The organism is Bradyrhizobium sp. Mp19, from assembly GCF_029952935.1.
In the GTDB taxonomy this organism is placed as follows: domain Bacteria; phylum Pseudomonadota; class Alphaproteobacteria; order Rhizobiales; family Xanthobacteraceae; genus Bradyrhizobium; species Bradyrhizobium elkanii.
In genome coordinates this window covers 23,665-48,892 of sequence record NZ_JASAUT010000058.1, presented here as the reverse complement: position 1 = coordinate 48,892, position 25,228 = coordinate 23,665, and the positions used below count along the sequence as shown (strand labels likewise).

The window sequence follows — 25,228 nt, the reverse complement described above, 5'->3', positions numbered from 1 at the left end:
CAGAGATGCGTGCGGCGAAATATGGTTTGCCGAAACCAAGCCCTCCAGAAATCAAGTGAGACTACCTACGCTGGAGCACATTAGAAAGGCTGGAAACGATGAAGCCGCCGACCATGCTGCGCTCGCCATAAAGGCGCTTCGCAAGGCAGCGACCGGACAGCCCGCCGTGCAGCTTGCGCGCCAGCTTTTACGCGGCCTGCCTCGTAACGCCGCTAGACTTCGCCAGCGCCTTCAGGACCCCGGCTCTTGCCCCCGAAGACCCGGGGCATATTCTCGATCAGTTTGGAGCGGTCCCGGCTGGCACCTCGCTGGGGCCGTTTCGCTTCGGGGAACAAGCAGCAGTCCAACGACGTTGAGTAACCACGTGGGACTACTTGCCGGCCTCAGCACTCTCCCCGGGAGCTGGGGTCTTTTTTGTCGCGAGTCGTAAACAGCTTCGCCAAAGTCTCAGCCTGCTCTTTTGTCAGCTTCTCGGCGAACGCGCCGTTCTTTTCTATCTGCGCCGGTCCTTTGAGTTCGCTATCGTAGACCATCCATCCGTTGCCACCCTGCCGAACGAGGAAACGTCCCCGCATCGGGCGTCCAGTAAATTCCATCTGCATCCACCATCTGCGAAATACGAGCGCGTCGATTAGTTCGAAGGATGGAGCGCGCGGCATTGAACTATGTGAATCGTGACGATCAACTTTGGACAAGCACCACTCGGCTTTCGCGGCGAACTGAAAACGGCCCCCACCGGGGGCCGCTAACCCGAACGATACGGGTTTTCCTCTGGCAGTCGGGGGCACCTTGGCTGACCAGAAGCGCCAATTAGACGCTGATCTCCTCGCGATGGTTCCTAGCCTGACGCGTGGCAATTGGACAGGAGCGTACTAAAACTAGCTTCGTCGGATCGCGCGGGAAAAACTAGCAACTTCTGACAGCCGTGTTAGCTTCCACGCCTCGGGTCACGTCCCGATTCATCACGGTGACAGGCCTCAGCACCGGCCTCTAGGCCCCCAAAGCTGAGTCACCCTCGCTGACGTGCTTATCTGCGGGAATGGCGCTGCCGGCGATCCATGTCCAGCTTCGATCGCATAGATTGGTGTTGAATAGGGCTTTTCTCAGCTTCGCTGGAATGTCGTTTGTGGCGCTCATCGTCAGCGTAAGTTGGCTGCTGATCGGCTGAGCGTCCTACCTCTCGTGATGACATGACAACTTGGCCTCAGCGCAGCCCGATTGAGCCAACGACGACGTCGCTATAGAGGATGTTCCATTTCTGCCCGGCTGCGGCTCTGTCGCGCCGACGCGTGAGCTCGGTCACGTCGCATCTCCGGTCGGGCAGCGCCGCCACAGCTGCAGCAGCTCCGCGGCCGGCCGCTTGCCCGCCGTACTGCACTTCACGCAGCGCAGGCGACCGGCGAGATCGCGCACGTTGGTGGTCGGAACGTGGCGCAGCGCGGCTAGGCGCGACCGCGAGCGGTGTCTTGCACCGCGAGCAATTGATTTCGAGCCACGGATAGCCGGCTTGATGGCCTGGTCGATCGACGGCGATGCGTCGACCGGGCCCGCCGTCGGCGCAGATCTTTTTGTTCCAGCTCTGGCAGAGCAGATCGTCGGCCTCGCGGATGAGCGCCTCGCCGGCGGCGCAATCCATTTAAACTTAGCCGTGCCGCACCGCTACCCGACTTCGATAGGTATACGTCTCGGCCAAGGTTCGGAATGTCCCAAGTCTACGAGGTGTTTGAACCCTTGACGGACTGAGCACTCGGAAGCCGCCTGAGGCGTCGGGCTCCTCCTCCGCCTCATCGGGCAGCGGCAGTATGGCTTCCGACGAATTGGCTAGCTGATACGAGGAACAACCTGTTGGTTTCGTAGTTCTTTTGGCGCCGCCGGCCCGAGTGTCGCTGGGCGCCTCATGGCCCAGCTAAGCCAGGCGACACGGCGGCTCGTACCATTTTGCTCCGTGGAGGATTTGGATATGAAAACGACCCGTATTGTCGCTTGGCAGCCGATCAGCCTTACTCGCCTCGGCGGGGTCTCGCAGCTGCATCTTCCGTCTGGCCGCTCGTTAGAACTCAAGAGCGGCGACGGCTTATGAAGGAGGGCAAGTCATGTCAATCAAGTCAGCCCTCACCGCTATCCATTCGGAAGCCGGGTTGTCCCGGTACCTGCACGAGATCCGTAGCTTTTCCCGCTGCTAGATGCCTCCGAAGAAGTGATGTATGCAAGGCGTCTTCGGGATGCCGGGGATAGCGAAGCTGCCTACCGTCTGGTGACGAGCCATCTACGACTGGCTGCCAAGATCGCGCTGAAATATCGGCGCTATGGATTGCCCATCGCCGACCTCATCTCGGAAGCCAACGTCGGATTGATGCTGGCCGTCAGGCGGTTCGACCCTGAGAAGGGATTTCGCCTGGCGACTTATGCCGCTTGGTGGATCAAGGCGTCCGTACAGGAATTCGTCCTGCGATCATGGTCGCTCGTCAAGCTCGGCACAACCGCGGCGCAAAAAAAGCTGTTCTTTAACCTTCAAAAGTTGAAGAGACGCCTTGGAACGCCGGACGATGGCGAGCTTTCGCCGGAGCAGGTGAAGCAGATCTCTGACCATCTTCAGGTCAAGCAAACCGACGTCGTCGAGATGAACGGGCGGATCCGTGGCGACATGACGCTGAATGTTCAACTCAGTGACGAGGAAGGCGAACAGTGGCAGGACAGGGTCGCAGATTCATCTCCTGATCCTGAAACCCTGCTCGTGGAGGCCGGAGACCGAGAACGGCAGAAGGCCGCACTCTCGGAGGCGCTGTGTGCGCTTTCTCCGCGAGAACGCACCATTGTCGAAGCCCGTTACATGGCAGATGAGCAAAGAACGCTTGACGATCTTGCCAATACCTTCGGTATTTCGCGTGAGCGTATCCGCCAGATCGAGCAGCGTGCGTTGCAGCGTATCAAGTCGACGCTGTGCGCACGCCTTCCGGAGCTTGCGGCTGCTTCAGCGAGCGCATAGTAGAAGCAGAACATAGAAACTGCTGGCCGGCTGCTGATCGATGAATCAGCAGCCGGTGCAGATATCAAGCACGATGGCTCCCGCCGAGAAATCACGGTCCTTGCGGCCGCCGGACTTTGTTCTTGCCCGGGGGCTGGCCGCTTTGATCACTGACAAGCTGCTTAACGGTGGCCTCGGAGCTTCGCACTGCTCGCGACGAATCCGCTTCTTTCGCCTGCAGCGAGATCACCATCCCGATTGGAGCAGCAAGTACCATTAAGCTCCACATCTCTGGTTACCCTCCTTTCGACGATGCTCCAATTTGCCGCGCAGAGTTGTTCTGAAGCCGAGACAACGTCTCGGTTTGACGGTTTCAATTCTCAAGGTGCGCTGAGCGTTTCCGGACGCAGGAGAATGCTCTCCGGTTACGAGCCGCGAGCAATATCGACGATCCGGCTTTCGCCGCAAAAATTTTCTTCCAACCTCTTGAAAGTAGAACCCTCGCTCCTAGGTGGATTTTTGCCCGGGGGCCGTTATGGACCCGGTTTTGGACATCGCTGAACCTACCCAAGGAGGATGTGCATGCATTTCCGTCCCTTGCACGATCGCGTGCTCGTGCGACGTCTCGACGCCGAAGAGAAAACCGCCGGCGGTATCATCATTCCAGACACAGCAAAGGAGAAGCCGCAGCAGGGCGAGATTGTCGCCACTGGCCCCGGCGCACGCAACGAACAGGGCCAGCTCATTCAACTCGACGTCAAGCCCGGTGACCGTGTCCTGTTCGGCAAGTGGTCTGGTACCGAGGTCAAGATCGACGGCGAGAAATTCCTGATCATGAAGGAAAGCGACCTTCTGGGTGTTGTCGACAAGACAGCGACCGTCAAGAAGGCAGCTTAGCGCGCTGACAGTCATAGAGGAAAGGAGAGATCAAAATGGCTGCCAAGGACGTGAAGTTCGCAACCGAGGCCCGAGAGCGCATGCTGCGGGGCGTCGACACACTGGCAAACGCGGTGAAGGTCACACTCGGTCCGAAGGGGCGTAACGTCGTGATCGAGAAATCGTTCGGTGCGCCGCGCATCACCAAAGATGGCGTAACCGTCGCCAAAGAGGTCGAACTGGAGGACAAGTTCGAGAACATGGGCGCGCAGATGGTGCGCGAGGTCGCCTCGAAGACCAACGATCTGGCGGGCGACGGCACCACGACCGCGACCGTGCTCGCTCAGGCCATCTTCAAGGAGGGCAGCAAATCCGTCGCCGCCGGCATGAACCCAATGGATCTGAAGCGGGGGATTGACCTGGCTGTCGACGCCGTCGTTTCCGACCTCAAATCACACGCCAGGAAAATCACCTCCAATGACGAGATCGCCCAGGTCGGCACAATCTCCGCCAATGGTGATACCGAGATCGGCCGCTTCCTGGCCGACGCCATGAACAAGGTCGGTAATGAAGGCGTGATCACCGTCGAGGAGGCCAAGAGCCTGCACACCGAGCTCGAAGTGGTCGAGGGCATGCAGTTCGACCGCGGCTACATCTCGCCCTACTTCGTCACGAACCCCGAGAAGATGCGTGTCGAACTCGAGGATCCCTACGTTCTGATTCACGAGAAGAAGCTGTCCGGCTTGCAGACCATGCTGCCGCTGTTGGAGCAGGTCGTTCAGTCCGGTAAGCCGCTCCTGATCATCGCGGAGGACATCGAAGGTGAAGCGCTTGCGACATTGGTCGTCAATAGACTGCGCGGCGGATTGAAGGTCGCGGCCGTCAAGGCACCTGGCTTCGGCGATCGTCGCAAGGCCATGCTGGAGGACATCGCGATCCTGACCGGCGGCAATGTCATCAGCGAGGACCTCGGCATCAAGCTGGAAAACGTCACAGTGAAGATGCTCGGGCGCGCCAAGAAGGTCGTCATTGACAAGGACAACACCACCATTGTTGAGGGCGCGGGCGCCAAGAAGGATATCGAGGCGCGCGCCCAGCAAATCAGGCTCCAGATCGAGGAGACGACCTCCGACTATGATCGCGAAAAGCTGCAAGAGCGCCTCGCCAAGCTTGCCGGAGGCGTCGCAGTGATCCGTGTGGGTGGTGCGACGGAGGTCGAAGTCAAGGAACGCAAAGACCGTGTCGACGACGCGATGCATGCGACTCGAGCGGCGGTGGAGGAGGGGATTCTCCCCGGAGGCGGGGTTGCCCTCCTGCGTGCCCTCGAAGCGCTCGACGGCATCAAGACCGCGAACGCCGACCAGAAGGCCGGCATCGACATCGTTCGTCGCGCCATCCGGATGCCGGCTCGGCAGATCGTGCAGAACGCCGGCGAAGACGGCTCACTGGTTGTCGGCAAGCTTCTGGAGCACCAGAGTTACAACTGGGGCTTCAACGCGGCAACTGGCGAGTACGAGGATCTTGTGAAAGCCGGTGTGATCGATCCCGCCAAGGTCGTGCGCACCGCCTTGCAGGACGCTGCGTCGGTGGCCTCGCTGCTGATCACCACCGAGGCACTCGTGGCCGAAAAGCCGAAGAAGGCTGAATCCGCTTCGGCAGCTCCCGCCATGGACTTCTGAACAACCGAGCCCGGCCGATCAAGGCCGGGCTCCACCGATGAGAGGAGAGAAGACCGCTTCCAAAGATGGAGTGTCCCATGAACAAGCCTAATCGTCGTCGGCTCAGGATGAGGCAGGACACGATCCATTGGTTCATGTTCTCCCTGAGTTTTGTCACCATTGCCTGGATCTGTTTTCGAACGATGGGAGGAGTATAGATGCTGAGTTATCACCATACGTTGTCCGACCGGACGGAGACCAACCGCAATCTGCGGCGAAGCCTGCTTGCTTTAGTAGTAGCCGGCGCAATGTCTCTGGCGGCCTTCGGTGCTTACGGCGTGGAAAGCCCGCGGGGAGCCGAGGCCACACAGGGTACCTTCACTGGACTGCCACTGCCGCCAATCCCGTATCTCGACACGATGCCGTGGCTGAAATGGCAGCCCGCGGCGGCAACGATGAAGATCGACATCTTGCTGCCGCCGACCTCCGCGCCGACCGGCATCTGGCCGCAACCGTCGCCCCATCCCGCGGGACTGGCGGCAACAAGCTGAACCTCAGAGAGCGGCCCGCGAAGGCCGCTCCCTACCTTACGCAATCTCGTCAAGAGCGAGCGGCACTCATGTCCGGGCTGAGTTCGGCGAGGCATTCCGTGCGCGGGAACTCTGATGCAACCTCAAGCAACAGTTGAGCTTGCCGTCCGCGACTTCCTCATCCGAGGTTGTCTGAAGGTGATCGGTCACTACGAGCGCCTGCTCTCAACTGCCAGGAGCGAGCAAGGCGGCAGCTCTATCAAGCCCGGATTGAGCGAGAGCAGCGAGTGATGGATGTCCTACGCCAGGGTGCTTACCCGGATCGCTTGGCCGCGTAGTCGCTGACCCGCCAGGCGAGGTTCGGTCAGAAAAAAGCGCACGGCCTCTTGAATTCACGAGTGTCAGTTCTAATTCGTTTCTCGACCGCGACTGCGGTATGTCGAGCGCCAGGCCGGGCTCGACGAGGCTGGACCGGGGGTGTTCGACGATAATCGAAACTCCGATCCTGCCTTGCTTCGTATCCATATTGCTCTTTGGAGGACTTGGCTATGAGGACACTTGATTTTACGCCACTGTGGCGCACCAGCGTCGGCTTCGATCACTTGGCTGGCCTCATCGACGGCATGTCGCGCCGGCCGAATGAGGATAGCTATCCGCCATACAATATCGAGCGGTCCGGTGAGGATCACTATCGAATCACGCTGGCCGTAGCAGGTTTCGGCGCTAGTGACATCTCCGTGACGGCGGAGCAAAATGCGCTCACGATCGAAGGCAAGACGTCCGACGGGGATGCGCGGCGGTATCTCTACCAAGGTATTCCGGCGCGACCGTTCCGGAGAGTCTTCAGTCTGGCCGAGTACGTCCGGGTCAAGCAGGCATCCTTCCGGGACGGTCTCTTGACCATTGATCTCGTTCGAGAGATTCCGGAGACGATGAAGCCGCGCAAGATCCAGATCGGTGCAACGGCTGCTTCGTCGCAAATTGAGCGGAAGAAGGCAGCTTAGGTAGCTTCGATCCGTGGACCGGCGATGTCATCGGACGTTCCTGACCGATCTCATCTCAACGTGGGTGGCGCATCGACTACGCCGCCACCCAAATCACGAGCACCATCCCCTGGAAAGGAGTGAACAGGGAGGCGAGCCATGACTAACGTAAAAATCGACGGCGGCGATCTGCACCCATTCTTCCACCCCGCCGCTCGCTACATTTCTCCGGCGGAAGTCCTGAATGACATTGAGCTCTCGACGCCTGAGAAGCGAATCATCCTGTCCTCGTGGGCGTCGGATATGTACGCCGTGGAATCCTGTCCCGGCATGCGGGAGGTCCCCGGAATGGGCCACGCTGTGAAGTTGGCCGACATACTGGCAGCGTTGCGGCAACTCGACAGAGACGACGATGATGATCCGCCCAGTGGCGGTGGCGTCCCCATGCGGCTGCGGCGGCCCTGGGCCGCCGCACAGCGGAGGGCGCTGTGATGGTCACGGAAGCCGTTCTAGCGATCGTGCTGCTTGGCCATGCCGCAGCAGCCTGGGCAATTCCGCTCCTAGCATTGGAAGGAACGCGTCTGCCTCAGATTGACGATCCCACAAGCACGCAAGGGTGATCGGAATGTTGGGTCAGCGAACAATATTGGCATGGCTTCTGGTTGTGGCGCTATTCGGGGCTTCACCGGCTATATCCCAAGTGCCGGACCTGAAGACGGGTGGTTCTGTGCCAACATTGGCGCCGGTAGTTCGACAGGTGACACCCGCGGTTGTTAATATTTCCGTGCACGGCCGTGTCCGTGAGGACAATCCGCTTTACCGCGACCCGTTCTTTCGTGAGTTTTTCGACATTCCCAAGCAGGTCGAGAAGGAAATCAATTCGACCGGTTCGGGAGTCATCGTCGATGCCAGGCGCGGCTATGTGTTGACCAACAATCATGTTGTCGAAGGCGCCTCGGTCGTTCGGATCACGACCAAGGACGGCCGGCAGTTAACTGCGAAGGTAATCGGGCGCGATGCGCCAACTGACGTTGCAGTGCTGCAGATCCAAGACCCTGCCGGCCTTCAGGCGCTTCCTTTCGGCGACAGTGATGCGCTTGAGGTCGGAGATTTCGTGCTCGCGATCGGCAATCCCTTTGGACTCGGCCAGACCGTCACGTCCGGCCTGGTCAGTGCGCTGGGTCGCACTGGCTTGAGCAAGGAAGGCTTTGAGGACTTCATCCAGACCGACGCTGCGATCAATCCGGGAAATTCCGGCGGCGCATTGGTGAATCTCCGCGGCGAATTGGTCGGCATCAACTCCGCGATCATTTCGCCGGGCGGAGGGAATGTCGGGATCGGTTTTGCAATTCCCGCGAATATGGCCCGGATCGTTATGGAGCAGATTGTAGATAAGGGACACGTTGAGCGAGGCCGCATTGGCGTTTCACTGCGCGAACTCCAACCGTCGACCAAACAAGGGCGCAACGAAGGCGCGGTGATCGCAGAGGTCGCGGCAGACTCTCCGGCTGCAAGGGCCGGCTTGCGGAAGGACGATATTGTTGTCATGGCAGACGACCGTCGGATCCGCAGCGCGTCGCAACTTCGTAACAAGATCGGCCTGGCGCGTGTCGGTCAAGATGTGAAGCTCACCATCGTGCGGGGCGGTCAAACCAGTTCCGCCGTCGTGAAAGTTGCTCCGCCTGTCCAGGCAAGCAGCACATCCACTCGCCTGCTGCATTGATGCAAAAGGTTCAAGACAATCTGGCCGGTCGACTGCCAAATTCATGCTCTGGCAGACGTATTGGCTCAAAAGCCCAGCCCCTCTGCTTTTAGGGCAGCCATCTTACTTGCTCAACTTTGTAACTCTTGTCACCGCCTGGCGTCTGGACGGCTACGACTGACCCTTTGGACCTGCCTATCAACGCCCGTGCGAGCGGGGAACTGAACGAGATCTTGCCTTTTGCCGGGTCGGCTTCCGGCTCGCCAACGATTTGGCAAATTCGCTCCTCGCCCGTATCCTGGTCCGTCAGTGTGACCGTCGCGCCGAATTTGATGGTCTCGCCGGAGAGCTTTGACACTTCGATGATTTCTGCACGTGCAAGCTTGCTTTCTAACTCGGCTATGCGAGCTTCGTTGAGCCTTTGCTCGCCCAACGCAGCCTGATATTCCGAATTCTCAATAAGGTTGGGCTCGTCGGCAATCGCTTGCTGAATGCGCTCGGCAAGATGAGGCCGCTTGATTCTAGTGCGGTCGGCCAGTTCGTCGTTAAGGGCGGCATGACCGGCCGCAGTCATGGGGAGGGTTGGCATCAATTCGGACCGCCTTGTGAGAGCACCGCGAGCGGCCGCGGTCGCCTGCCGGGCCTACCTATCTCGGTACTATGGGCTGGCAACTATGCTGGCCTTTACCTGTTCCAAGGACCGCCCGGTCCAAGGAGCCCGACAAGGGAACGGAACTTGGGTTGTCGCAGGTCTACGGGTTTGCCGTGCGAATATCGACCAGTGCAGTTGTATGAGCCAATTGGGCACTCCTTGCATGGGCGCACGGGAGTACATCCTTGCTGTGGACGACGACGCGAGCGTCCGCGAAACGTCACGGAACATGCTTGACGATCTCGGATACCAGGCGATTGCGGCTGATAATCTGGATGCCGCGCTGTCGACCCTTTCTCATCAAGCAATCGATGTGGCGATTATTGATCTGGCGATGCCCGACGTTTCTGGACTCAACGTCGGACTTGAGCTTCAACGGCAGCAGCCGGGCTTGCCGATCGTGTACTGCAGTGGCTATCCAGATCTCATCGAAAAGCCTAGCAAACACATGAACGACAGTCTGCTCCTCAGCAAGCCGTTTTTCTCCCAGGAACTCTCAGCCAAGCTGGAAGCGATGCTACGCACCAGCCGTCTGCTTGACTCGGACGCAGCGCCAAATCCGCGCGGACTCAATCAATACCGGTCCGCACCATAGCGCGCGCCAGCTCGAGTTCGCTGATAGCCTGGCGCAGCGAACGGCGGGCCGCGCTCTTATCTCCATTCGCACAGGCGACTTTCAGTTCCTCGATGTGTTGAGCCGCGATCTTTGCATGCGCAACAACATCCGCAGCGCCTGCAAAACTGGATTTCCGCTTTGTGTCCATGGTCGGGCACACCCCCGCCCGCTCTTATTGGAAATAGGACGGGAGCGGAGACCGCTCCCATCGATTTGTGTCATTTCGAGTTGATCGCAATACGCTTCACCTTGGATTCTGCTTGCGGCAGCTTTGGCATGGTGACAGTCAGAACTCCGTTCTTGAACGCAGCAGAGATCTTGTCCTGGTCCACGTCTTCGATCGGGATGCGCCGTTCAAACCTGCCGTAGTACCGCTCGCTGAACCTGCGATCCTTGTCTTCCGTCTCAGTCTTCTTCTCTCCCTTGATCGAGAGAACGCCATTGGCGAGCTCGATCTGGACGTCTTTCTCGTCGAGACCTGGCAACTCCGCCGTGACTTTCACGTCCTGGTTACTCTCGTTGACCTCGATGCTCGGCCAATTCATCGACTGCTCGAGAAAGCTGCCGCCAAATGGCGCGACATCGAAGCCGCGGAAGGCGTCATCGAATAGCCGGTTCATCTCCCGGTGCAGGGTTAGAACCGGATTGTAGTTTTCGGAGCGACGGGTGGTCAGATCACGACCGCGGCCCCAGGGGGGCAGATCGGTGATAGCCATGGATTTTCTCCTTCTTTGTTCCAAAATTCGCGACGCGATAAAGCCTCGCCGCAAAATTCAATTGTGAGCAGGCGGTGTTACGCCGCATGCTTGTTCTCATCTTTCTGGTGATCAGCACCTGTGTTGATCGCAATCTGGCGCGGTTTCATCGCCTCGGGAACCTCCCGAACCAGATCGATCTTGAGCATGCCATTCTCGAACCAGGCGCCCTTCACTTGCACGTACTCGGCCAGATTGAAGATCTGTCGGAACGGGCGCGCAGAGATGCCTTGATAGAGATATTGATGGCCGCTTTTGTCGGCCTTGCGACCCTCAACGGTCAGTGTGTTCTGCCCGGCCGTGATGGAGACCGTGTCAGGCGGGAAGCCGGCAAGAGCCAGCGTGATTTGGTAGTGGTCCTCACCGACACGTTCGATGTCGTAGGGCGGGTAATTGTCCGCGCCGGTCCATCGGCCGGAGTCCGCGAGAAGGTCGAACAGACGATCGAATCCAACCGTCGATCGCCACAGGGGAGCGAGATCAAGCGTGGTCATAGCCATATCCTCCTTTTGAGCAACATGGATAAGAGCACCCAGGACGCTTGCCGGGTGCCTGCACGCGCCCCGTAGCAGGCGCCCGATTGTGCCGTGCAATTACTGCGTGGCTACCCATAAAATTAGAAGGGGGGCGTATCGTTTCAAGGCCTTCCAGGCACTTGCGAAAGCGGCAGTGCCGCACCCATGTTTTTGTCGGATCCGGCTGAGGCGAATGTGGAAGGACTTCCTGCCGTCCTGCTGCGTCTCAGCCGGTTCCTCCAAAGGTACTCGCCAACGAAAGTGACCATGGCAGCAGTCCAAAACGACGTGATCGACACGGCGCTTCTGGAATCATTTTTCGGGAGTGACCCGCCGTGCTTCGCCGCGCTCGGCGTCACCATCGGATCTCCTGGCCGGTTTGGTATGTCGCGCGCGCAGCTCCTGGAGATGAAACTCCCACCTTCGGTCGCGGCTGAGCGGAAGACCGCGACAAATAGCCCTGGTGTCGGACAGTCACGAGAGCCGCGCATCGTGAGATCTCGGAACGAAGGCTCCTGCCGGGGGGCATAGCGCTGCGCCGGCGGAGCCATGTCGGTCGAGCCGGCAGAAATCTAAGAGTAATAGGCGATCATCAACCGGTTCTGTCATCGCGCCGTTCGGTTTGACAGCAACTTAAAAGGCTAGCGATCACCGATGCCGGAAAGGCGACAATCAATAATGCGCCAAGCATGATGCCGACGTTCGGCGCAACATCGAGAGCATCGTGCGCGCCGATCGCTAATGCTGCTGCTGCGCCCACGGTATTGAATACTTAAGATGCATCGGACGTCCACTCCGTTCTCCATCACAACGCGTTTCCGTGAGCAACTGTGAGTGGCTGGTCTATGAGCGGCTTGCTTTAGCGATTCTAAAGCTCTCCACGGATCATGCCGATAATCTCCACAGCGTTTCGCCGGGCCCGATCTCGGCAGACCCGCGGCGAATGGAAAGTCGCGCGAGCGGCTTGGGGGACCACCCGCGCTAGTCTGGGTGGAAGCTTGGCCATCTCTGGGGGGCGCGATACATGAGGGCCAAGCCGTATTCCTCCGAGCAACTCGCGTGCCAGACGGGCGCGCGCAGCCTCCTCACGGGGCAAACATAAGCTCATGAAGCGCGGCGCCAGGTCGAAGCCATGAAAAACGTGCGGGCGGCGGGAGATCCGCCCGCACGAGTTGCGCTACGAAGCGGCTTGGGCCTCAGGAGGTCGTGATTGAGCAACCAAGCCGTGCATCACTCAGCAACCGGCGTGCCAGACCGTGAAGAACCGACGAGAGACCAAAAAGTTGTGCTTTTTCACGCCGCGCCAGCCAACTCCTCGGGCGGCTTCCGAACATGAATGTCGGTAACCTGACGCGGTCGTACGAGATCGGAGGGCAGTACCCAATGCTATCGTGCACAACGATCGCATCGGGTCACCGTTCAGCCTTTGCAACTGCTCCTCTTCGATCGGGCAGTTGAGCATTGCGGCCGTTGCGCTGCTATTGATCAGGGTTAGTTTCATGGCTTCCGTCGGGCGGCCACGGCAAACGCGCGAGTTAAATGGCTGAACCTTCGTCCTTGTCGTATTCCTTGAAGATCGACGACCGTCACAGTTCATCTTGGTGCGGCTGAACCTCCGGCCAGCGGGTGCGAGTGGAGGGTTACCCGGACACGGCCTCGCGTCAGTCGCTTCCCACCCACCGGTGTGCTGCTGGTTGCGGATCAATCAGTCTCCTTGTCCGGTGCGTTGCCGCCGGCTGCACTCTTCGCGCCCTTGGTCGATTTCCTGCCCACTTTCCCGCCCGCGGTCCTGAGTTTGGGCAAAGAATCGTCATCATCACTCATGCCGCTCTGTACGCTCCTGTCTTGCATGCCTTTGCGAGCCCTGGCGTCGGTGGCGAGGCTTTGCACAATGACGGAGTATGCGAGGAAAGCGGAAATGCCGCATGCGATTACAGAGGTCTTCGCTAATTTCATCCATGTCTCCTGGATCGAATTGCTTGCGAGGGAGCGATTTTGGCTTAATGCGGCTGCGCCGTTCGCTTCGCGTTGAGGGGTACGAACGGCGCAATACTCACGATGACGCCGAACCAGCTCTGTCATTTGGTTGTGTGACGTCCCGATCCGATGCTTCGCGTCATCAGGATCTGCCGACGGTTTCCAGGCTACGCCCTGACGTGGCGTGAGGTTCAAGCGATTTCTGCAGTTTGACTATCAGTCCGCCGTTCCCGGGGCCGTTTTTTATGTGGTATCAGGCTGCTCTTCCGGGATCGTGCAGGTCTGGGCCTGTCGCTCAAGCGGCTTGACGAAAGCGTCTTTCAGCGCGCTGGCTAATAGGCCTAATTTCTCTGGCAACGTGGATTTTCGTTGGTCTGGGCAATGGCGAGCTGCTCATGCTCGGAATTCGAAACCGTCCAACGGAAGATGGCCATCGAGAGGCAGATGTTTTGCCTGCCCCAGATCGCAATGCTTGCCGGGCTGCCTTCGCTTGCCTCGGCGCGTTTCGTGTTGGCGGCAGGACGCGGACGCGCTTGACTGTGCTTGCTTGCGGTGAGCCGTCCGTTCGAGCCGGCTAGACTTGGCGGAGCCGTCTCAACCATTCTCACGGCCGCCACACGCGAGGGATGATCATTCGTCTCCTTCCTCGTCGAACAAGTTCGGGTAGATCGGTTCGTTGAATGCGGGGTCAAGATGACGAGAACGAGAAGCAAATCCGCCTCTTCGGTGCGCTTCGACCAGGCTGCAGCAATCTCGGCCTAGCCCACTCGTCGCGGTGGCGGATTGCGCGCTCTCGATGTTCGTTCACGGACGATACCGCCCTTTGCAGCAGATCGTTTCTATTTCTTCGCTGAATCGTTCCAACATCTTGTGCAGCTGAACCGAAATTGGCCAATCTTCTCCTTGAAATTGCGCTTCAGCACGCGGACGCACGTGGCCTCTTTGATGGCTTGATCTGGCCGAAGACCGGCTTCGCCTCGATCGTCTGAGCCGCAACGCCGTTGATGCGACTTTCTTCCCCTGGGCTTCGCCCATTCCTCGCGAGACAAGAAAGTCGCCTCAACGCCGTCCTCCGCTGCGCTCCGGCCCGAACGGGTGCGTCGCCGATCGTCCTCGGCCTTTAGATCGCCATCGAGGCCGCGGTGGTCGCGGGCTCGAAACACAACAGGAGAAGTGACATGGCTAACATCGGTTCTTTCAAGAAGCTGGGCAACGATTTCCAGGGCGAGATTGTCACCCTGAGCCTGCAGGCAAAGGGCGTCCGCATCGTCGCCGAGACCAACCGCTCCAACGACAACGCTCCGAGCCACCGAATCTATGTAGGCCGGGCCGAGATCGGCGCAGCCTGGTCGAAGCGCTCCGAAGAGGGCCGCGATTACCTCTCGCTCAAGCTCGACGACCCCTCGTTCAACGCACCGATCTACGCGAACCTGTTCGACGACGAAGGCGGCGAGGGCTACACGCTGCTGTGGTCGCGCCCGCGCAAGAACGGCGAGTGAGCCTCGATCCTTCAGAGCCCCGCTCAGACTATTGGGCGGGGTTCGTTTTTCTGCGCGAGCCAGCGAGAATATCTCGCTGTTGGATAGGTTGCACGGATCGATCTGGGCCGGCTCCTCCGGCGCCGGCGCCCCGCCCAGGTTTTGCGCGCGTCTTAGCGGCCTCAAACACGGGGGCGTTCGTCGCCGCCTGTGCGCGCATAAGCGCGGCCTTCTGCGAGGCGGAGCGAGTCGGCGAAGGCGGGCCTGGCTTTGGGCAAGAACCTTCTCGTCCTCGAATTGCAAAAGCGCAAACAGCCGGCCGCTCGCGCTCGACTGTGAGAAGATGGCGCATCTACACGCCGCGTCATGCGCCTGCCGCGACCCTTGAGAGAAATCTGACTTTTGCGCTCAAGAACGAAGCAATAGAGCTCGCCATCCTGAAGCGGCTTTTCCTCGCCGTGCGGGAGGAGATTGCGGAGCTTGTGAAGCAGACGCCGATCGGGCTCTACACGCGTCGCATCTGGTTTCTCTATAAATGGCTGTTGGGACCCGAACTCAATCTGCCCACGGCGGACAAAATCTCCTATGTCGATGCCGTCGATACCGAACTCCAGTTCGCGAACTCCGGGCAGAATTCGATACGGCATCGCGTCCGCAACAATCTGCCAGGGACGTCAGACTTTTGGCCACTCGTGTTCAAAATGTCTTGTCAAGCGTTGGCTGAGTTATTGCCGCCTCCCTGCGGGACCGGGCTGTCGGCTGGCGCTGAAACCCCGGCTTGCGCCGGGTTTTCACCCTTCGGGCTTCCATCCCTGACGGAAGCTGCGACGCGGCGGATGCCGCCGTCGCGGGTCTTGGTCAAGGGTCTTGGTCAAGGGTCTTGGTCAAGGGTCTTGGTAGAAGGCCTTGGTCGCGCGTCTTGGACGTTGCCGTTGGCGACCGATGATACAGGAGAGGCAGAGGGGAGCGGCCTTGGCCATGACGGGTTGAGGGTCGGAGGAGAGTCTTCCGGCGCCCGTCATGGAGATTGCTCCCATGAATACGCAGATTGTTGATGCCAGCCGCAACGCCAGTTTCGGTTACAGAGTGGATGTGAGCCGCGGCGAGCGCATTGGTCGGGTGTCCTCGGAGTGGTTCTGTCGTCCGGCGGATGAGCGCTATCTGTCGCTCAACGAACTGGCCTGCACGGTGCGCGATCGCGCGGACCGCAGCCGGACGCGCGTGGTCGAAAGCGCGCTCATCCATGTCGAGGCAAACCGTGCCGATCCTGAGCGCCTGGCCTTGATGCTGCCCGGCTTGGACACGCCGCTCGCCCCGACCCACTGGAGCTTCGGCCAGCTTGCAAGCCAGGTTGGCGCTCCGGCCACCTACCTGCGGCAGCTCCCCGCGGCACTCGCAGCAATCAACCTGCAATATGGCCTGACCGACAATCGGGTCGAGCAGATCAAAACGCTCGAGACCGAGGGTAGCCGCATCGAGCTTCGCGCTGTCACCGGTCCCGACTATGGCCGGATCTACGACCACGAGCTGGTTGAGGCCGTACAACGCATCGCTGGCAATGGCACAGGCGATACACGGTGGAAGGTGCCTGGTGCGCTCGACTGGTCAAGTGGCATCTACAATCCCCGCGTCGACATTTCCAAGGACACGACGACCCTCTACGCGTCGGACAGGGACGTTTTCCTGTTTCTGGTCGATGATCTGAATCCCATCGAGGCCGGTCGTCTCCGGGACGGCTCGCCCGACCTCTATTTCCGAGGCTTCTATTGCTGGAACTCGGAAGTTGGCGCGAAGACGCTCGGCATGGCGAGCTTCTATCTTCGTGCGGTTTGTCAGAATCGCAATCTGTGGGGCGTGGAAGATTTCGAGGAGATGACCATCCGCCATTCCAAATACGCAGCCTCCCGCTTTGCTCACGAGGCAGCCCCGGCACTGTTGAACTTCGCCGACTCCTCACCCATGCCCTTTGTCAACGGCATCAAGGCCGCCCGCGAGCGGATCGTGGCACGCAGCGACGAGGATCGCACCGAGTTTCTGCGCCGCCGCGGCTTCTCCAAGGCCGAGACAGGCAAGGTGATTGAGGCGGTGCTGGCGGAGGAAGGCCGCCCGCCTGAAAGCATCTTCGATTTCGTGCAGGGCATCACCGCCGTCGCGCGCGACAGGCCGCATCAGGATGTCCGCCTGGACATGGAGGCCAAGGCCAAGAAGTTGCTCGACCGCGTGGCGTAATTGCGGCCAAGCCGGGGATTCCGTTCTCCGGCTTGGCTTGTCTGCGCTCTTCCGGCTCACCAGTTCGGGGATGGCGCTGCCTCTCGGGGAGACGTTGATGTCCGTCGCGGGCCGGCAATTCCGCGGCGGCTCGGAGACCGTAGCGCCGTCGCCAAAACCGGCGCGGCACCGAAAGATGCACGCCAAGTGTCGCGATACTCGCTTGCAGCTTCGACCCACGTGACCTCGACTTCTGAAACGAGAGGTGAACTGGATCGCATCCGAGCTCGGGCAACTCAGTTTTCCGATAGCGCGGCAGCCGCCAACCACCGCCATTGCGCCAGCAAGAAAGCGAGAGCGAGAGAGGGGCAGGCATGTTCGTGAACGGGTTGGAGGCCGAGAGAGAGGCTCCCGGCCGCCCGTTTCGGAGAAACTGACATGGCAAAGGCCGTTCAGAAGATCAAGCTGTCGTCGTCGCGCGACATTCCCTTCAGCAAACTCATCTTGAGCCAGAATAATGTGCGGCGCCTCAAAGCCGGCATCTCGATCGAGGATCTTGCCGAGGACATCGCCCGGCGCTCCCTGCTGCAAAGTCTCAACGTCCGGCCTGTCCTCGACGACGAAGGCCGGGAAACCGGCATGTTCGAGGTGCCGGCCGGAGGTCGCCGCTATCGCGCACTTGAGCTCCTGGTCAAGCAGAAGCGTCTGGCGAAGACCGCGCCGGTCCCATGCATCGTCAGTGACATGGCTGACGTGATCACCGCGGAAGAAGACTCGCTCGCCGAGAACGTGCACCGCATCGCGCTTCATCCCCTGGACCAGTTTCGCGCATTCCAGACCCTGCGCGAGCAAGGGCGGTCCGAAGAAGATGTCGCGGCCATCTTCTTTGTATCCGTCAACGTGGTGAAGCAGCGGCTGCGGCTTGCGGCGGTGTCCCCGAAGCTGCTCGAGGTTTACGCCGACGACGGCATGTCGCTCGAACAGTTGATGGCGTTCTCGGTTACCGCCGATCACGGCCGGCAGGAACAGGTCTGGGAGACCGTCAACAAGTCGGGTTATGAAGAGCCGTATCAGATCAGGCGCCTCCTGACCGAGCGTGCGGTGCGGGTCTCCGACAGGCGCGCCCGATTTGTCGGCCTCGCCGCTTATGAAGCGGCCGGCGGCGGCGTGCTGCGCGATCTCTTCGAAGAAGATGGCGGCGGCTGGCTCGAGGACGTTGCGCTGCTGGAGCGTCTCGTGGCTGAGAAGTTGCGGGCAGAAGCTGAGGCGATCGCCGCCGAAGGCTGGAAGTGGATAGAGGTGACCGCCGCCAGCTTTCCCTACGGCCATGACCACGGGCTCCGCCGGCTCGAGGCAGATCCGGCGGCTCTCACCGCCGAAGAGCAGGCGCGCTTCGATACTCTCCAGGTTGAATACGACGCGCTTGAGGCAAGATTTGAAGGCGCTGACGAACTGCCCGGTGAGGTGGACGCGCGGCTCGGCGAACTCGAGCAGGCGCTCGAAGCGTTCAACAACCGGCCGGACATCTTCGAGCCGGACCAGATGGCCAGAGCCGGCGTCTTCGTCAGCATCGATTGCGAAGGACGGCTTTCTGTCAATCGGGGTTATGTCCGACCGGAGGACGAGGAGCCTGCGGCCGGTGTCGAAGGCGAGCGAGGCACCGATGTAGCGGTGACTGAAGGGCAGGAGCCCGGTGCTTCGGTCCAGCGCACGGCGATTTCGCTCGCCGGTGCATCGACCGAGCCGGAGGAGCATGATGAGGATGCGGCAAGGCCGTTGCCGGATCGACTCATCACCGAAAGGCGCATCGTACGTTGGCATTACGGGACGCGCTGGCAGAACATCCGGCAATCGCGTTCCAGGCGGTGCTGCACAATTTCGTGCTGACGGCCTTTTACCGGTACGGATCGTCCAACACATGTCTGGAGATCGGACTTCGTACGCCGACCTTTCCCGCTCAAGCCCCCGGGCTCAGGGAAAGCGCATCTGCCAAGGCAGTTGAGGCCCGGCACGAGTCCTGGAAGGCCCGGCTGCCCAAGAGCGAGAACGATCTCTGGGATGCGCTCACGGCCCTTGACGGTGCCGCACAGGCATCCCTGTTCGCTCACTGTGCGTCATTTGCGGTCAACGCCGTCCATGAGCCGGCCAACCGTTACAATCAGGGCCGTGTCTATGCTCACGGCGTCTGCTCTCGGTTCGATCAGGCCGATGTGCTGGCGCGTGCTGTCGGCCTCGACATGGTTCAGTCCGGCTGGCGACCGACTGTTGACAATTATCTCGGCCGCGTCACCAAGCCGCGTATCCTGGAGGCGGTGCGGGAGGCGCGAGGTGAATCGTCCGCGCAATTGATCGATCACCTGAAGAAGTCCGAGATGGCCAGCGAGGCCGAGCGTCTTCTCGAGGGTTCGGGCTGGTTGCCGGAGCTGCTGCGCCCGGTCGACGCCACCGCCTCGCCAGTCGAACAGGAAGGGGAGGCTGGCTCGCTCCCCGAATTCCTCGCCAACGAAGGGCAGGAGGAGGGTGGCGACGAGGCTGAACCACAGCTCGATGCCGCCGAATGACGCCTCATCGCGGGACGGCTCCGGCCGTCCCGTACGCCTTCCTTCGCACGTCTCGTCCCGCGCCCGTCCACGCCGTGTCCGGCAGTGATTTCGTCTTGTCGCCCGGCCGAATGTGGTGGCGCGGCGTGAGGGCGCGCGGCTGCCTCCTGAGAGGCAGAGAGCGGCCGAGACGGGTTTGAGCCGGCACGGTCCAGAGAGAGCGCCAGCCGGCTCGACCCGTTCCCGCTCTCCGAAAGACATCCTGCCATGACCGAATCTCTCACCGGCGGCGCTGCCGCCGCGCCGCTCTCGATGCGTGCCGCTGCAAGTCTAACCTCTGCGGCTCTCCGCGCTGCACAGCAGCTCTTGATTGAGCTCGAACGCGGTCGTCGCATCGATGCCGCTGTCCTGCGTAGCGCCATGGAGGCTGCCTTCGCCGGCTCGGACGCGGCCGGTGCCTGGAATTGGAAGACCGCCTATGACGCCTGCGAGGCGGCGACCGTTCTATTCCTTCGCAAGTTCGGCCCGACCATGCGCGCCAAGGCGGGTTCGACGGCTGCCATGCTGCCGATGCTCGCAAGGATCGCAAGCTGTCTGCCGACCCATACGCGGCGTTCCGAGGATGGCCAGGCACTTCAACAATTCTCGACGCCGATTCCGCTCGGCCTTGTTGCATCTGTGGCGGCGGGCGTTACGCCTGCCGATCGCGTTCTCGAGCCCTCGGCAGGGACAGGCTTGCTTGCGATCTTTGCCGAGCTTTCGGGCGGCGCCCTGGTGTTGAACGAGTTGGCCGAGCCGCGCGCGACATTGCTCGATCAGCTGTTCACCAACGTTAAGGTCACCCGCTTTGACGCCGCCCAGATCGATGATCACCTTGAGGCGAGGGTTGCCCCGAGCGTCGTCTTGATGAACCCGCCGTTCTCGGCTGTGGCGAATGTCGAACGACCGATGCCGGACGCAGCTCTCCGGCACATCACCTCAGCCTTGGCGCGCCTTTGCGACGGCGGCCGTCTTGTCGTCATCGTCGGCAAGAGCCTTGCGCCGGATAATCCGGCATGGACGGAAGCCTTTGTTCGTCTCCAGGAACGCGGGCGGGTTGCGTTTTCTGCCGCCATTGACGGCGCCGTCTACGCCAAGCACGGGACACAAACGGACACAAGGCTGCTTGTGATCGACAAGCTGCCTGCGCCTGATCCGAAAATCTTTCCCGCTTCACCGGGCATGGCGAGCGATGTCGCCACCTTATTTGGCTGGGTGGCCCGGCATGTGCCGTCGAGGCTACCCGTCGTCACTACGCCGGTTGGGCGCGACCTTATTCGTTGTGGTCCAGCGAAGGCGAGATCGACCGCCGCCGCTGTACCGTGTCTACCGTCCACGTCGGGACGTGTGGCGCCAAGAGGCGTAGAGCTCAACTACGAGACAGTCGATTGGTCTCCGCCGGAAAGCGCCCGACTGACCGATGCGCTTTATGAGGAGTACGAATTGCAGTCGATCCGGATTTCCGGATCGCATCCACATCCGACCAAACTCGTGCAGTCCGCGGCAATGGCATCCGTCGCGCCACCGAAGCCGACCTACCGTCCGCATCTGCCGCCACGTGTGGTGACAGATGGACTTCTGTCGGACGCTCAGCTCGAGAGCGTCATTTATGCCGGCGGAGCACATTCCGAATTCCTGGCAGGCTCCTGGACCGTCGATCCGACCTTTGATGTTGTGGCCGCCGCGTGCGAGGACGCTCAGAATGCCATCCGCTTTCGCCGTGGCTGGTTCTTGGGCGATGGCACCGGCGCGGGCAAGGGACGTCAGGTCGGTGGAATCCTGCTCGACAATTGGCTCAAGGGCCGCCGCCGTGCGGTCTGGATCAGCAAATCCGACAAGCTGATCGAAGATGCCCAGCGCGACTGGTCGGCGCTCGGCATGGAGCGCCTGCTGGTGACGCCGCTGTCCCGGTTTCGCCAGGGGACGGCGATCCGGCTTTCGGAAGGCATCCTATTTACAACCTATGCCACGCTACGCACCGACGAGCGCGGCGAGAAGCTTTCGCGTGTCAGCCAGATCGTTGAATGGTTGGGCTCCGACTTCGAAGGAGTGATCATCTTCGACGAGAGCCACGCCATGCAGAATGCGGTCGGGGGCAAGGGCGAGCGCGGCGACCGGGCGGCCTCTCAGCAGGGGCGCGCGGGCCTGAGGCTCCAGCACGCCTTGCCGAATGCTCGGGTGGTCTATGTGTCGGCGACGGAAGTCGGAGGCCAAGCGGTCTTAGGAAGACAAATATGTCTGGCAACTCCTTGGCTCACAGAACGACATGGCTACGATCCGACTTACGCGCGCCGAGTTCGTCGAGGCGATCGAGGAGGGTGGGGTGGCGGCCATGGAGGTCCTGGCTCGTGACCTAAAGGCGCTCGGTCTCTATGCCGCCCGCTCGCTGTCTTATGAGGGCGTCGAGTACGAGCTCGTCGAGCACCAGCTTACGTCCGAGCAGGTTCGCATCTACGACGCCTATGCTGACGCGTTCAGCATCATCCATAACAATCTCGACGCCGCGATGCGGGCCGCCAACATCACCGGCGAAACCGGAACGCTGAACGGACAGGCCAGATCGGCGGCGCGATCCGCCTTCGAAAGCGCCAAGCAGCGCTTCTTCGGGCATCTGTTGACCTCGATGAAGACGCCTTCGCTGATCCGATCGATCGAGCGTGATCTCGACGCCGGCCATGCCGCGGTGATTCAGATCGTCTCAACGGGCGAGGCGCTGATGGAGCGTCGGCTGGCCGAAATTCCGACCGAAGACTGGGGCGACGTCCAGGTCGACATTACGCCCCGCGAGTATGTCCTCGACTATCTCGCTTTTTCCTTCCCGGTGCAGCTCTACGAGCCCTTCACTGATTCAGAGGGTAATCCTTGCTCGCGGCCTGTCTATCGCGACGGCCAACCGGTCGAGAGCCGGGAGGCTGTCTTGCGCCGCGATCGCTTGATCGAAAAGCTCGCCTCGCTGCCGCCTGTTCCTGGGGCGTTGGACCAGGTCATCCAGCGTTTCGGCACCGACATGGTCGCCGAAGTGACCGGCCGTTCGCGCCGCATCGTTCGCAAGCATGGCCGATTGGTGGTCGAGAGCCGAGCGGGCTCGGCGAACCTCGCGGAAACCTCGGCCTTCATGGATGACGTCAAGCGCGTCCTCGTGTTCTCCGACGCGGGCGGCACGGGACGGAGCTACCATGCCGAACTGTCGGCCCGAAATCGCCGGTTGCGGGTCCATTACCTGCTCGAGCCCGGCTGGAAGGCCGATGCCGCGATCCAGGGGCTTGGCCGGACCAACCGGACCAATCAGGCGCAGCCGCCGCTGTTTCGTCCCATCGCGACGGATGTGAAGGCCGAAAAACGCTTTCTCAGCACCATTGCGCGGCGGCTCGACACGCTGGGCGCGATCACACGCGGTCAGCGCCAGACTGGAGGGCAGGGCCTGTTTCGGCCGGAGGACAATCTCGAAAGCCGGTACGGGCGTGATGCCTTGCGTCAACTCTACACATTGCTCGTTCGCGGCAGGATCGACGGCTGCTCGCTCGAGAGGTTCGAGGATGCGACCGGCCTGCAACTGACCGATGCCAATGGGCTGAGGGATGAGCTGCCGCCGATCACGACCTTCCTCAATCGTTTGCTGGCGCTCACCATCGACTTACAGAACGTCCTGTTCACCGTCTTCGAACAGCTCTTGATGGCTCGGATCGAGGGCGCGGTTGCTTCCGGCACCTATGACATTGGGCTGGAAACGCTCCGCGCCGAGAGCTTTGTCGTCTGCGACCGGCGGACGGTCTACACCCATCCGGGCACGGGGGCGCAGACCCGCCTGCTTACGCTGACCCAGCGCTGGCGCAATCATCCCTTAAGTCTCGATGAGGCTCTGGCTCGGCTTTCCGATCATCGCGCGATTCCGTTGTTCAATGAACGCTCGGCCCGTGCGGCCGTGCAGCTCCCGGCGCCAAGTTTCATGCTCGACGACGGCGAGATCGAGCGGCGCATCCGCTTGATACGGCCGATGGAGCAGCACAGCGTCTCCCTCAACATGATGGCGGAAAGCCATTGGGCCGAATCGGATCGCGAACGCTTTGCCGCCGCCTGGCTGGCGGAACTCGCAGAGCTACCCGAGTTCTCGGAGAGTACGATCCACGTCGTGGCCGGCTTGCTGTTACCCATCTGGAAGCGGCTGCCGAACGAATCAAGCCGAGTTTATCGGCTCCAGACCGACGCGGGCGAACGCATCATCGGCCGCAAGGTCTCCGCCGCCTGGGTCGCGAACGTCCTTGCCGCGGATGCGCCCACGTTGACGCCGGACGCTGCCTTTGCCGCGCTGATGGAGGGACAGATCGTCCTCGATCTTGCCGAAGACCTCCAGCTTCGCCGTGTCCGATTGATGGGCGCAACCCGCATCGAACTGTCGGGCTCAACGACACGATGCGCGATCGCCTGCGGGCTTATGGTCTGTTCGGGGAGATCATCTCCTGGAAGCTCCGCATGTTCGTGCCCACGGACGCAAGCGGTGTGGAGGTCCTGGCGAAGGTGCTCGACAGCTATCCGGTCGCGCGCGTCGGTGGACGGGAGGCCGCGTGATGCCCCGCGACGCCTCCGAATTGGCACGCCGCCTCGCGCGCGAGGCCGAGGCGGTATGCAGGCACTATCTCTCCAATGGTAAGCGGGCCGGACGGTACTGGGTGGTCGGCGACGTCCGCAACACGCCGGGCCGTTCGTTGTTCGTACGGCTCCAGGAATCGCCGAAGGGACCCGCCGGCAAATGGACCGATGCCGCGACCGGAGAACATGGTGACCTCCTCGACGTCATCCGCGAAAGTCTGGCCTTGCGAGACTTTCGCGAGGTGGCCGAGGAGGCGAGACGCTTTCTGAAGCTACCTCGTTCCGAGCGGCAACCTACCCCGGAACGGGTGGGTCCAGCCGTGCTGGCCGGATCGCAGCAAGCCGCCCGTCGCCTTTTTGCCATGTCCAGCCCAATCGACGGGACTGTGGTCGAAGCTTATTTGCAACGTCGCGGAATAGCCCGCATCCACCATGGTGGCAGCTTGCGCTTCCACCCACGTTGCTACTATCGACCGGACGATCATTTGCCGACCGAAACATGGCCAGCGATGATCGCCTGCGTCACGAACCTCGCCGGGCGGATCTCCGGCGTGCATCGCACCTGGCTCGATCCTGACGGATTTGATCGCGTCCGGCTCGGCAAGGCCCCTGTCGACACGCCACGACGGGCCATGGGTGACCTGCTCGGCAATGCCGTTCGTTTCGGCCTGGCGGACGACGTGCTCGCTGCCGGCGAGGGTATCGAGACCATGCTGTCGCTGCGTTACCTCCTGCCGAGCCTGCCGATGACAGCGGCGCTGTCGGCCAATCACCTCTCGGCCATGTTGCTGCCGTCTGGGCTACGTCGGCTCTATATCGCCCGCGACGCCGATGCCGCCGGAGATGCCGTACAAGCTAACCTTACCCAGCGCGCGGAAGATGCCGGCGTTGAAGCGATCGCGTTGTCGCCTCGGCTGGGCGACTTCAATGAAGATCTGCACATCTTAGGCCCTGAAGCGCTCCGAGCAGCGTTGCGGCTTCAACTCGTACCAGAAGATGTCGTTCGCTTCTTGCATTCGCTCCCGCCGGCCGCGGAAAAAGCCGACATCGTTCGATCGATCGCGATGGATCGGTGGTAGATTGGGCCAATGCCGGAAGGGCACGCGACCACGGCCTTCTAGAGGGCGATCGGACGCCAAGCGGTTCG

The 25,228-nt window shown here is 61.1% G+C and carries 21 protein-coding genes and 2 pseudogenes; 14 read left to right on the top strand and 9 right to left on the bottom strand.

Annotation, left to right across the window (positions count from 1 at the left end; genetic code table 11):
- Positions 1–383: 383 nt before the first annotated feature.
- Both QJT82_RS37360 and QJT82_RS37355 read right to left on the bottom strand, forming a co-directional pair.
- Complete coding sequence (locus QJT82_RS37360; RefSeq protein ID WP_051448167.1) at positions 384–602, bottom strand: hypothetical protein; 219 nt, start codon at positions 600–602, stop codon at positions 384–386.
- 602 nt (positions 603–1,204) lie between these two features.
- Positions 1,205–1,636, bottom strand: a complete 432-nt coding sequence (locus QJT82_RS37355) for a hypothetical protein (RefSeq protein ID WP_050999402.1) — start codon at positions 1,634–1,636, stop codon at positions 1,205–1,207.
- Positions 1,637–2,200: 564 nt separating this feature from the next.
- On the opposite strand from QJT82_RS37355, the gene QJT82_RS37350 reads away from it, so the two are divergent.
- The 7 genes from QJT82_RS37350 (at position 2,201) to QJT82_RS37320 (ending at position 8,735) form a co-directional block, all read left to right on the top strand.
- A complete protein-coding gene (locus QJT82_RS37350) occupies positions 2,201–2,986 on the top strand; it encodes an RNA polymerase factor sigma-32 (RefSeq protein WP_338132107.1) in 786 nt (261 codons plus the stop codon).
- 561 nt (positions 2,987–3,547) lie between these two features.
- Positions 3,548–3,862 carry a co-chaperone GroES gene (gene groES, locus QJT82_RS37345; protein WP_038375291.1) on the top strand — a complete coding sequence of 105 codons (315 nt, stop codon included), beginning with the start codon at positions 3,548–3,550 and terminating at the stop codon, positions 3,860–3,862.
- Between the two features lie 35 nt (positions 3,863–3,897).
- A complete protein-coding gene (gene groL / locus QJT82_RS37340) occupies positions 3,898–5,520 on the top strand; it encodes a chaperonin GroEL (protein ID WP_016843172.1) in 1,623 nt (540 codons plus the stop codon).
- A 197-nt stretch (positions 5,521–5,717) separates the two neighbouring features.
- Entirely contained in the window at positions 5,718–6,050 is a 333-nt protein-coding gene (locus QJT82_RS37335) for a hypothetical protein (RefSeq protein ID WP_129964896.1), read from the top strand.
- Positions 6,051–6,577: 527 nt separating this feature from the next.
- On the top strand, positions 6,578–7,033 hold the full coding sequence (locus tag QJT82_RS37330; RefSeq protein ID WP_038375292.1) for an Hsp20 family protein: 456 nt from the start codon (positions 6,578–6,580) through the stop codon (positions 7,031–7,033).
- Between the two features lie 138 nt (positions 7,034–7,171).
- Positions 7,172–7,504: a hypothetical protein gene (locus tag QJT82_RS37325; RefSeq protein WP_016843176.1), complete on the top strand. Its 333-nt coding sequence runs from the start codon at positions 7,172–7,174 to the stop codon at positions 7,502–7,504.
- Positions 7,505–7,637: 133 nt separating this feature from the next.
- On the top strand, positions 7,638–8,735 hold the full coding sequence (locus QJT82_RS37320; RefSeq protein WP_038375289.1) for a trypsin-like peptidase domain-containing protein: 1,098 nt from the start codon (positions 7,638–7,640) through the stop codon (positions 8,733–8,735).
- A gap of 88 nt (positions 8,736–8,823) precedes the next feature.
- Here QJT82_RS37320 and greA read toward each other — a convergent pair whose 3' ends face one another.
- A complete protein-coding gene (gene greA / locus QJT82_RS37315) occupies positions 8,824–9,303 on the bottom strand; it encodes a transcription elongation factor GreA (RefSeq protein ID WP_028343859.1) in 480 nt (159 codons plus the stop codon).
- On the opposite strand from greA, the gene QJT82_RS45660 reads away from it, so the two are divergent.
- Entirely contained in the window at positions 9,287–9,961 is a 675-nt protein-coding gene (locus QJT82_RS45660) for a response regulator (RefSeq protein WP_077231028.1), read from the top strand. The two genes, greA and QJT82_RS45660, sit on opposite strands and share 17 nt — an antisense overlap.
- Here QJT82_RS45660 and QJT82_RS37305 read toward each other — a convergent pair.
- The 6 genes from QJT82_RS37305 to QJT82_RS37280 all read right to left on the bottom strand — a co-directional run bounded on the left by QJT82_RS37305 (position 9,936) and on the right by QJT82_RS37280 (position 13,831).
- On the bottom strand, positions 9,936–10,130 hold the full coding sequence (locus QJT82_RS37305; RefSeq protein WP_035633041.1) for a hypothetical protein: 195 nt from the start codon (positions 10,128–10,130) through the stop codon (positions 9,936–9,938). The genes QJT82_RS45660 and QJT82_RS37305 overlap by 26 nt on opposite strands.
- Positions 10,131–10,200: 70 nt before the next feature.
- Positions 10,201–10,698: an Hsp20/alpha crystallin family protein gene (locus tag QJT82_RS37300; protein WP_016843180.1), complete on the bottom strand. Its 498-nt coding sequence runs from the start codon at positions 10,696–10,698 to the stop codon at positions 10,201–10,203.
- Positions 10,699–10,775: 77 nt separating this feature from the next.
- Positions 10,776–11,231: an Hsp20 family protein gene (locus QJT82_RS37295; RefSeq protein ID WP_016843181.1), complete on the bottom strand. Its 456-nt coding sequence runs from the start codon at positions 11,229–11,231 to the stop codon at positions 10,776–10,778.
- A gap of 613 nt (positions 11,232–11,844) precedes the next feature.
- Positions 11,845–12,012 (bottom strand): hypothetical protein, encoded by a 168-nt coding sequence (locus tag QJT82_RS37290; protein ID WP_155258730.1) that lies wholly within the window; start codon positions 12,010–12,012, stop codon positions 11,845–11,847.
- A 941-nt stretch (positions 12,013–12,953) separates the two neighbouring features.
- Positions 12,954–13,208: a hypothetical protein gene (locus QJT82_RS37285; protein ID WP_016843182.1), complete on the bottom strand. Its 255-nt coding sequence runs from the start codon at positions 13,206–13,208 to the stop codon at positions 12,954–12,956.
- A 362-nt stretch (positions 13,209–13,570) separates the two neighbouring features.
- A complete protein-coding gene (locus tag QJT82_RS37280) occupies positions 13,571–13,831 on the bottom strand; it encodes a hypothetical protein (protein WP_155258731.1) in 261 nt (86 codons plus the stop codon).
- A 576-nt stretch (positions 13,832–14,407) separates the two neighbouring features.
- On the opposite strand from QJT82_RS37280, the gene QJT82_RS37275 reads away from it, so the two are divergent.
- The 6 genes and pseudogenes from QJT82_RS37275 (at position 14,408) to QJT82_RS37250 (ending at position 25,160) form a co-directional block, all read left to right on the top strand.
- Positions 14,408–14,728, top strand: a complete 321-nt coding sequence (locus QJT82_RS37275; RefSeq protein ID WP_018270286.1) for a DUF736 domain-containing protein — start codon at positions 14,408–14,410, stop codon at positions 14,726–14,728.
- Positions 14,729–15,042: 314 nt separating this feature from the next.
- Positions 15,043–15,762 carry a hypothetical protein gene (locus QJT82_RS37270; protein ID WP_028343861.1) on the top strand — a complete coding sequence of 240 codons (720 nt, stop codon included), beginning with the start codon at positions 15,043–15,045 and terminating at the stop codon, positions 15,760–15,762.
- Positions 15,743–16,936 (top strand): hypothetical protein, encoded by a 1,194-nt coding sequence (locus tag QJT82_RS37265; RefSeq protein ID WP_028343862.1) that lies wholly within the window; start codon positions 15,743–15,745, stop codon positions 16,934–16,936. The genes QJT82_RS37270 and QJT82_RS37265 overlap by 20 nt, the downstream gene beginning before the upstream one ends.
- Positions 16,937–17,353: 417 nt before the next feature.
- Positions 17,354–19,476: pseudogene (locus QJT82_RS37260) on the top strand (ParB/RepB/Spo0J family partition protein).
- Between the two features lie 246 nt (positions 19,477–19,722).
- Positions 19,723–24,060: pseudogene (locus QJT82_RS37255) on the top strand (strawberry notch-like NTP hydrolase domain-containing protein).
- Positions 24,060–25,160 carry a toprim domain-containing protein gene (locus QJT82_RS37250; protein ID WP_035633030.1) on the top strand — a complete coding sequence of 367 codons (1,101 nt, stop codon included), beginning with the start codon at positions 24,060–24,062 and terminating at the stop codon, positions 25,158–25,160. Before QJT82_RS37255 ends, QJT82_RS37250 begins: the two are co-directional and overlap by 1 nt.
- The last annotated feature ends 68 nt before the right edge of the window (positions 25,161–25,228 follow it).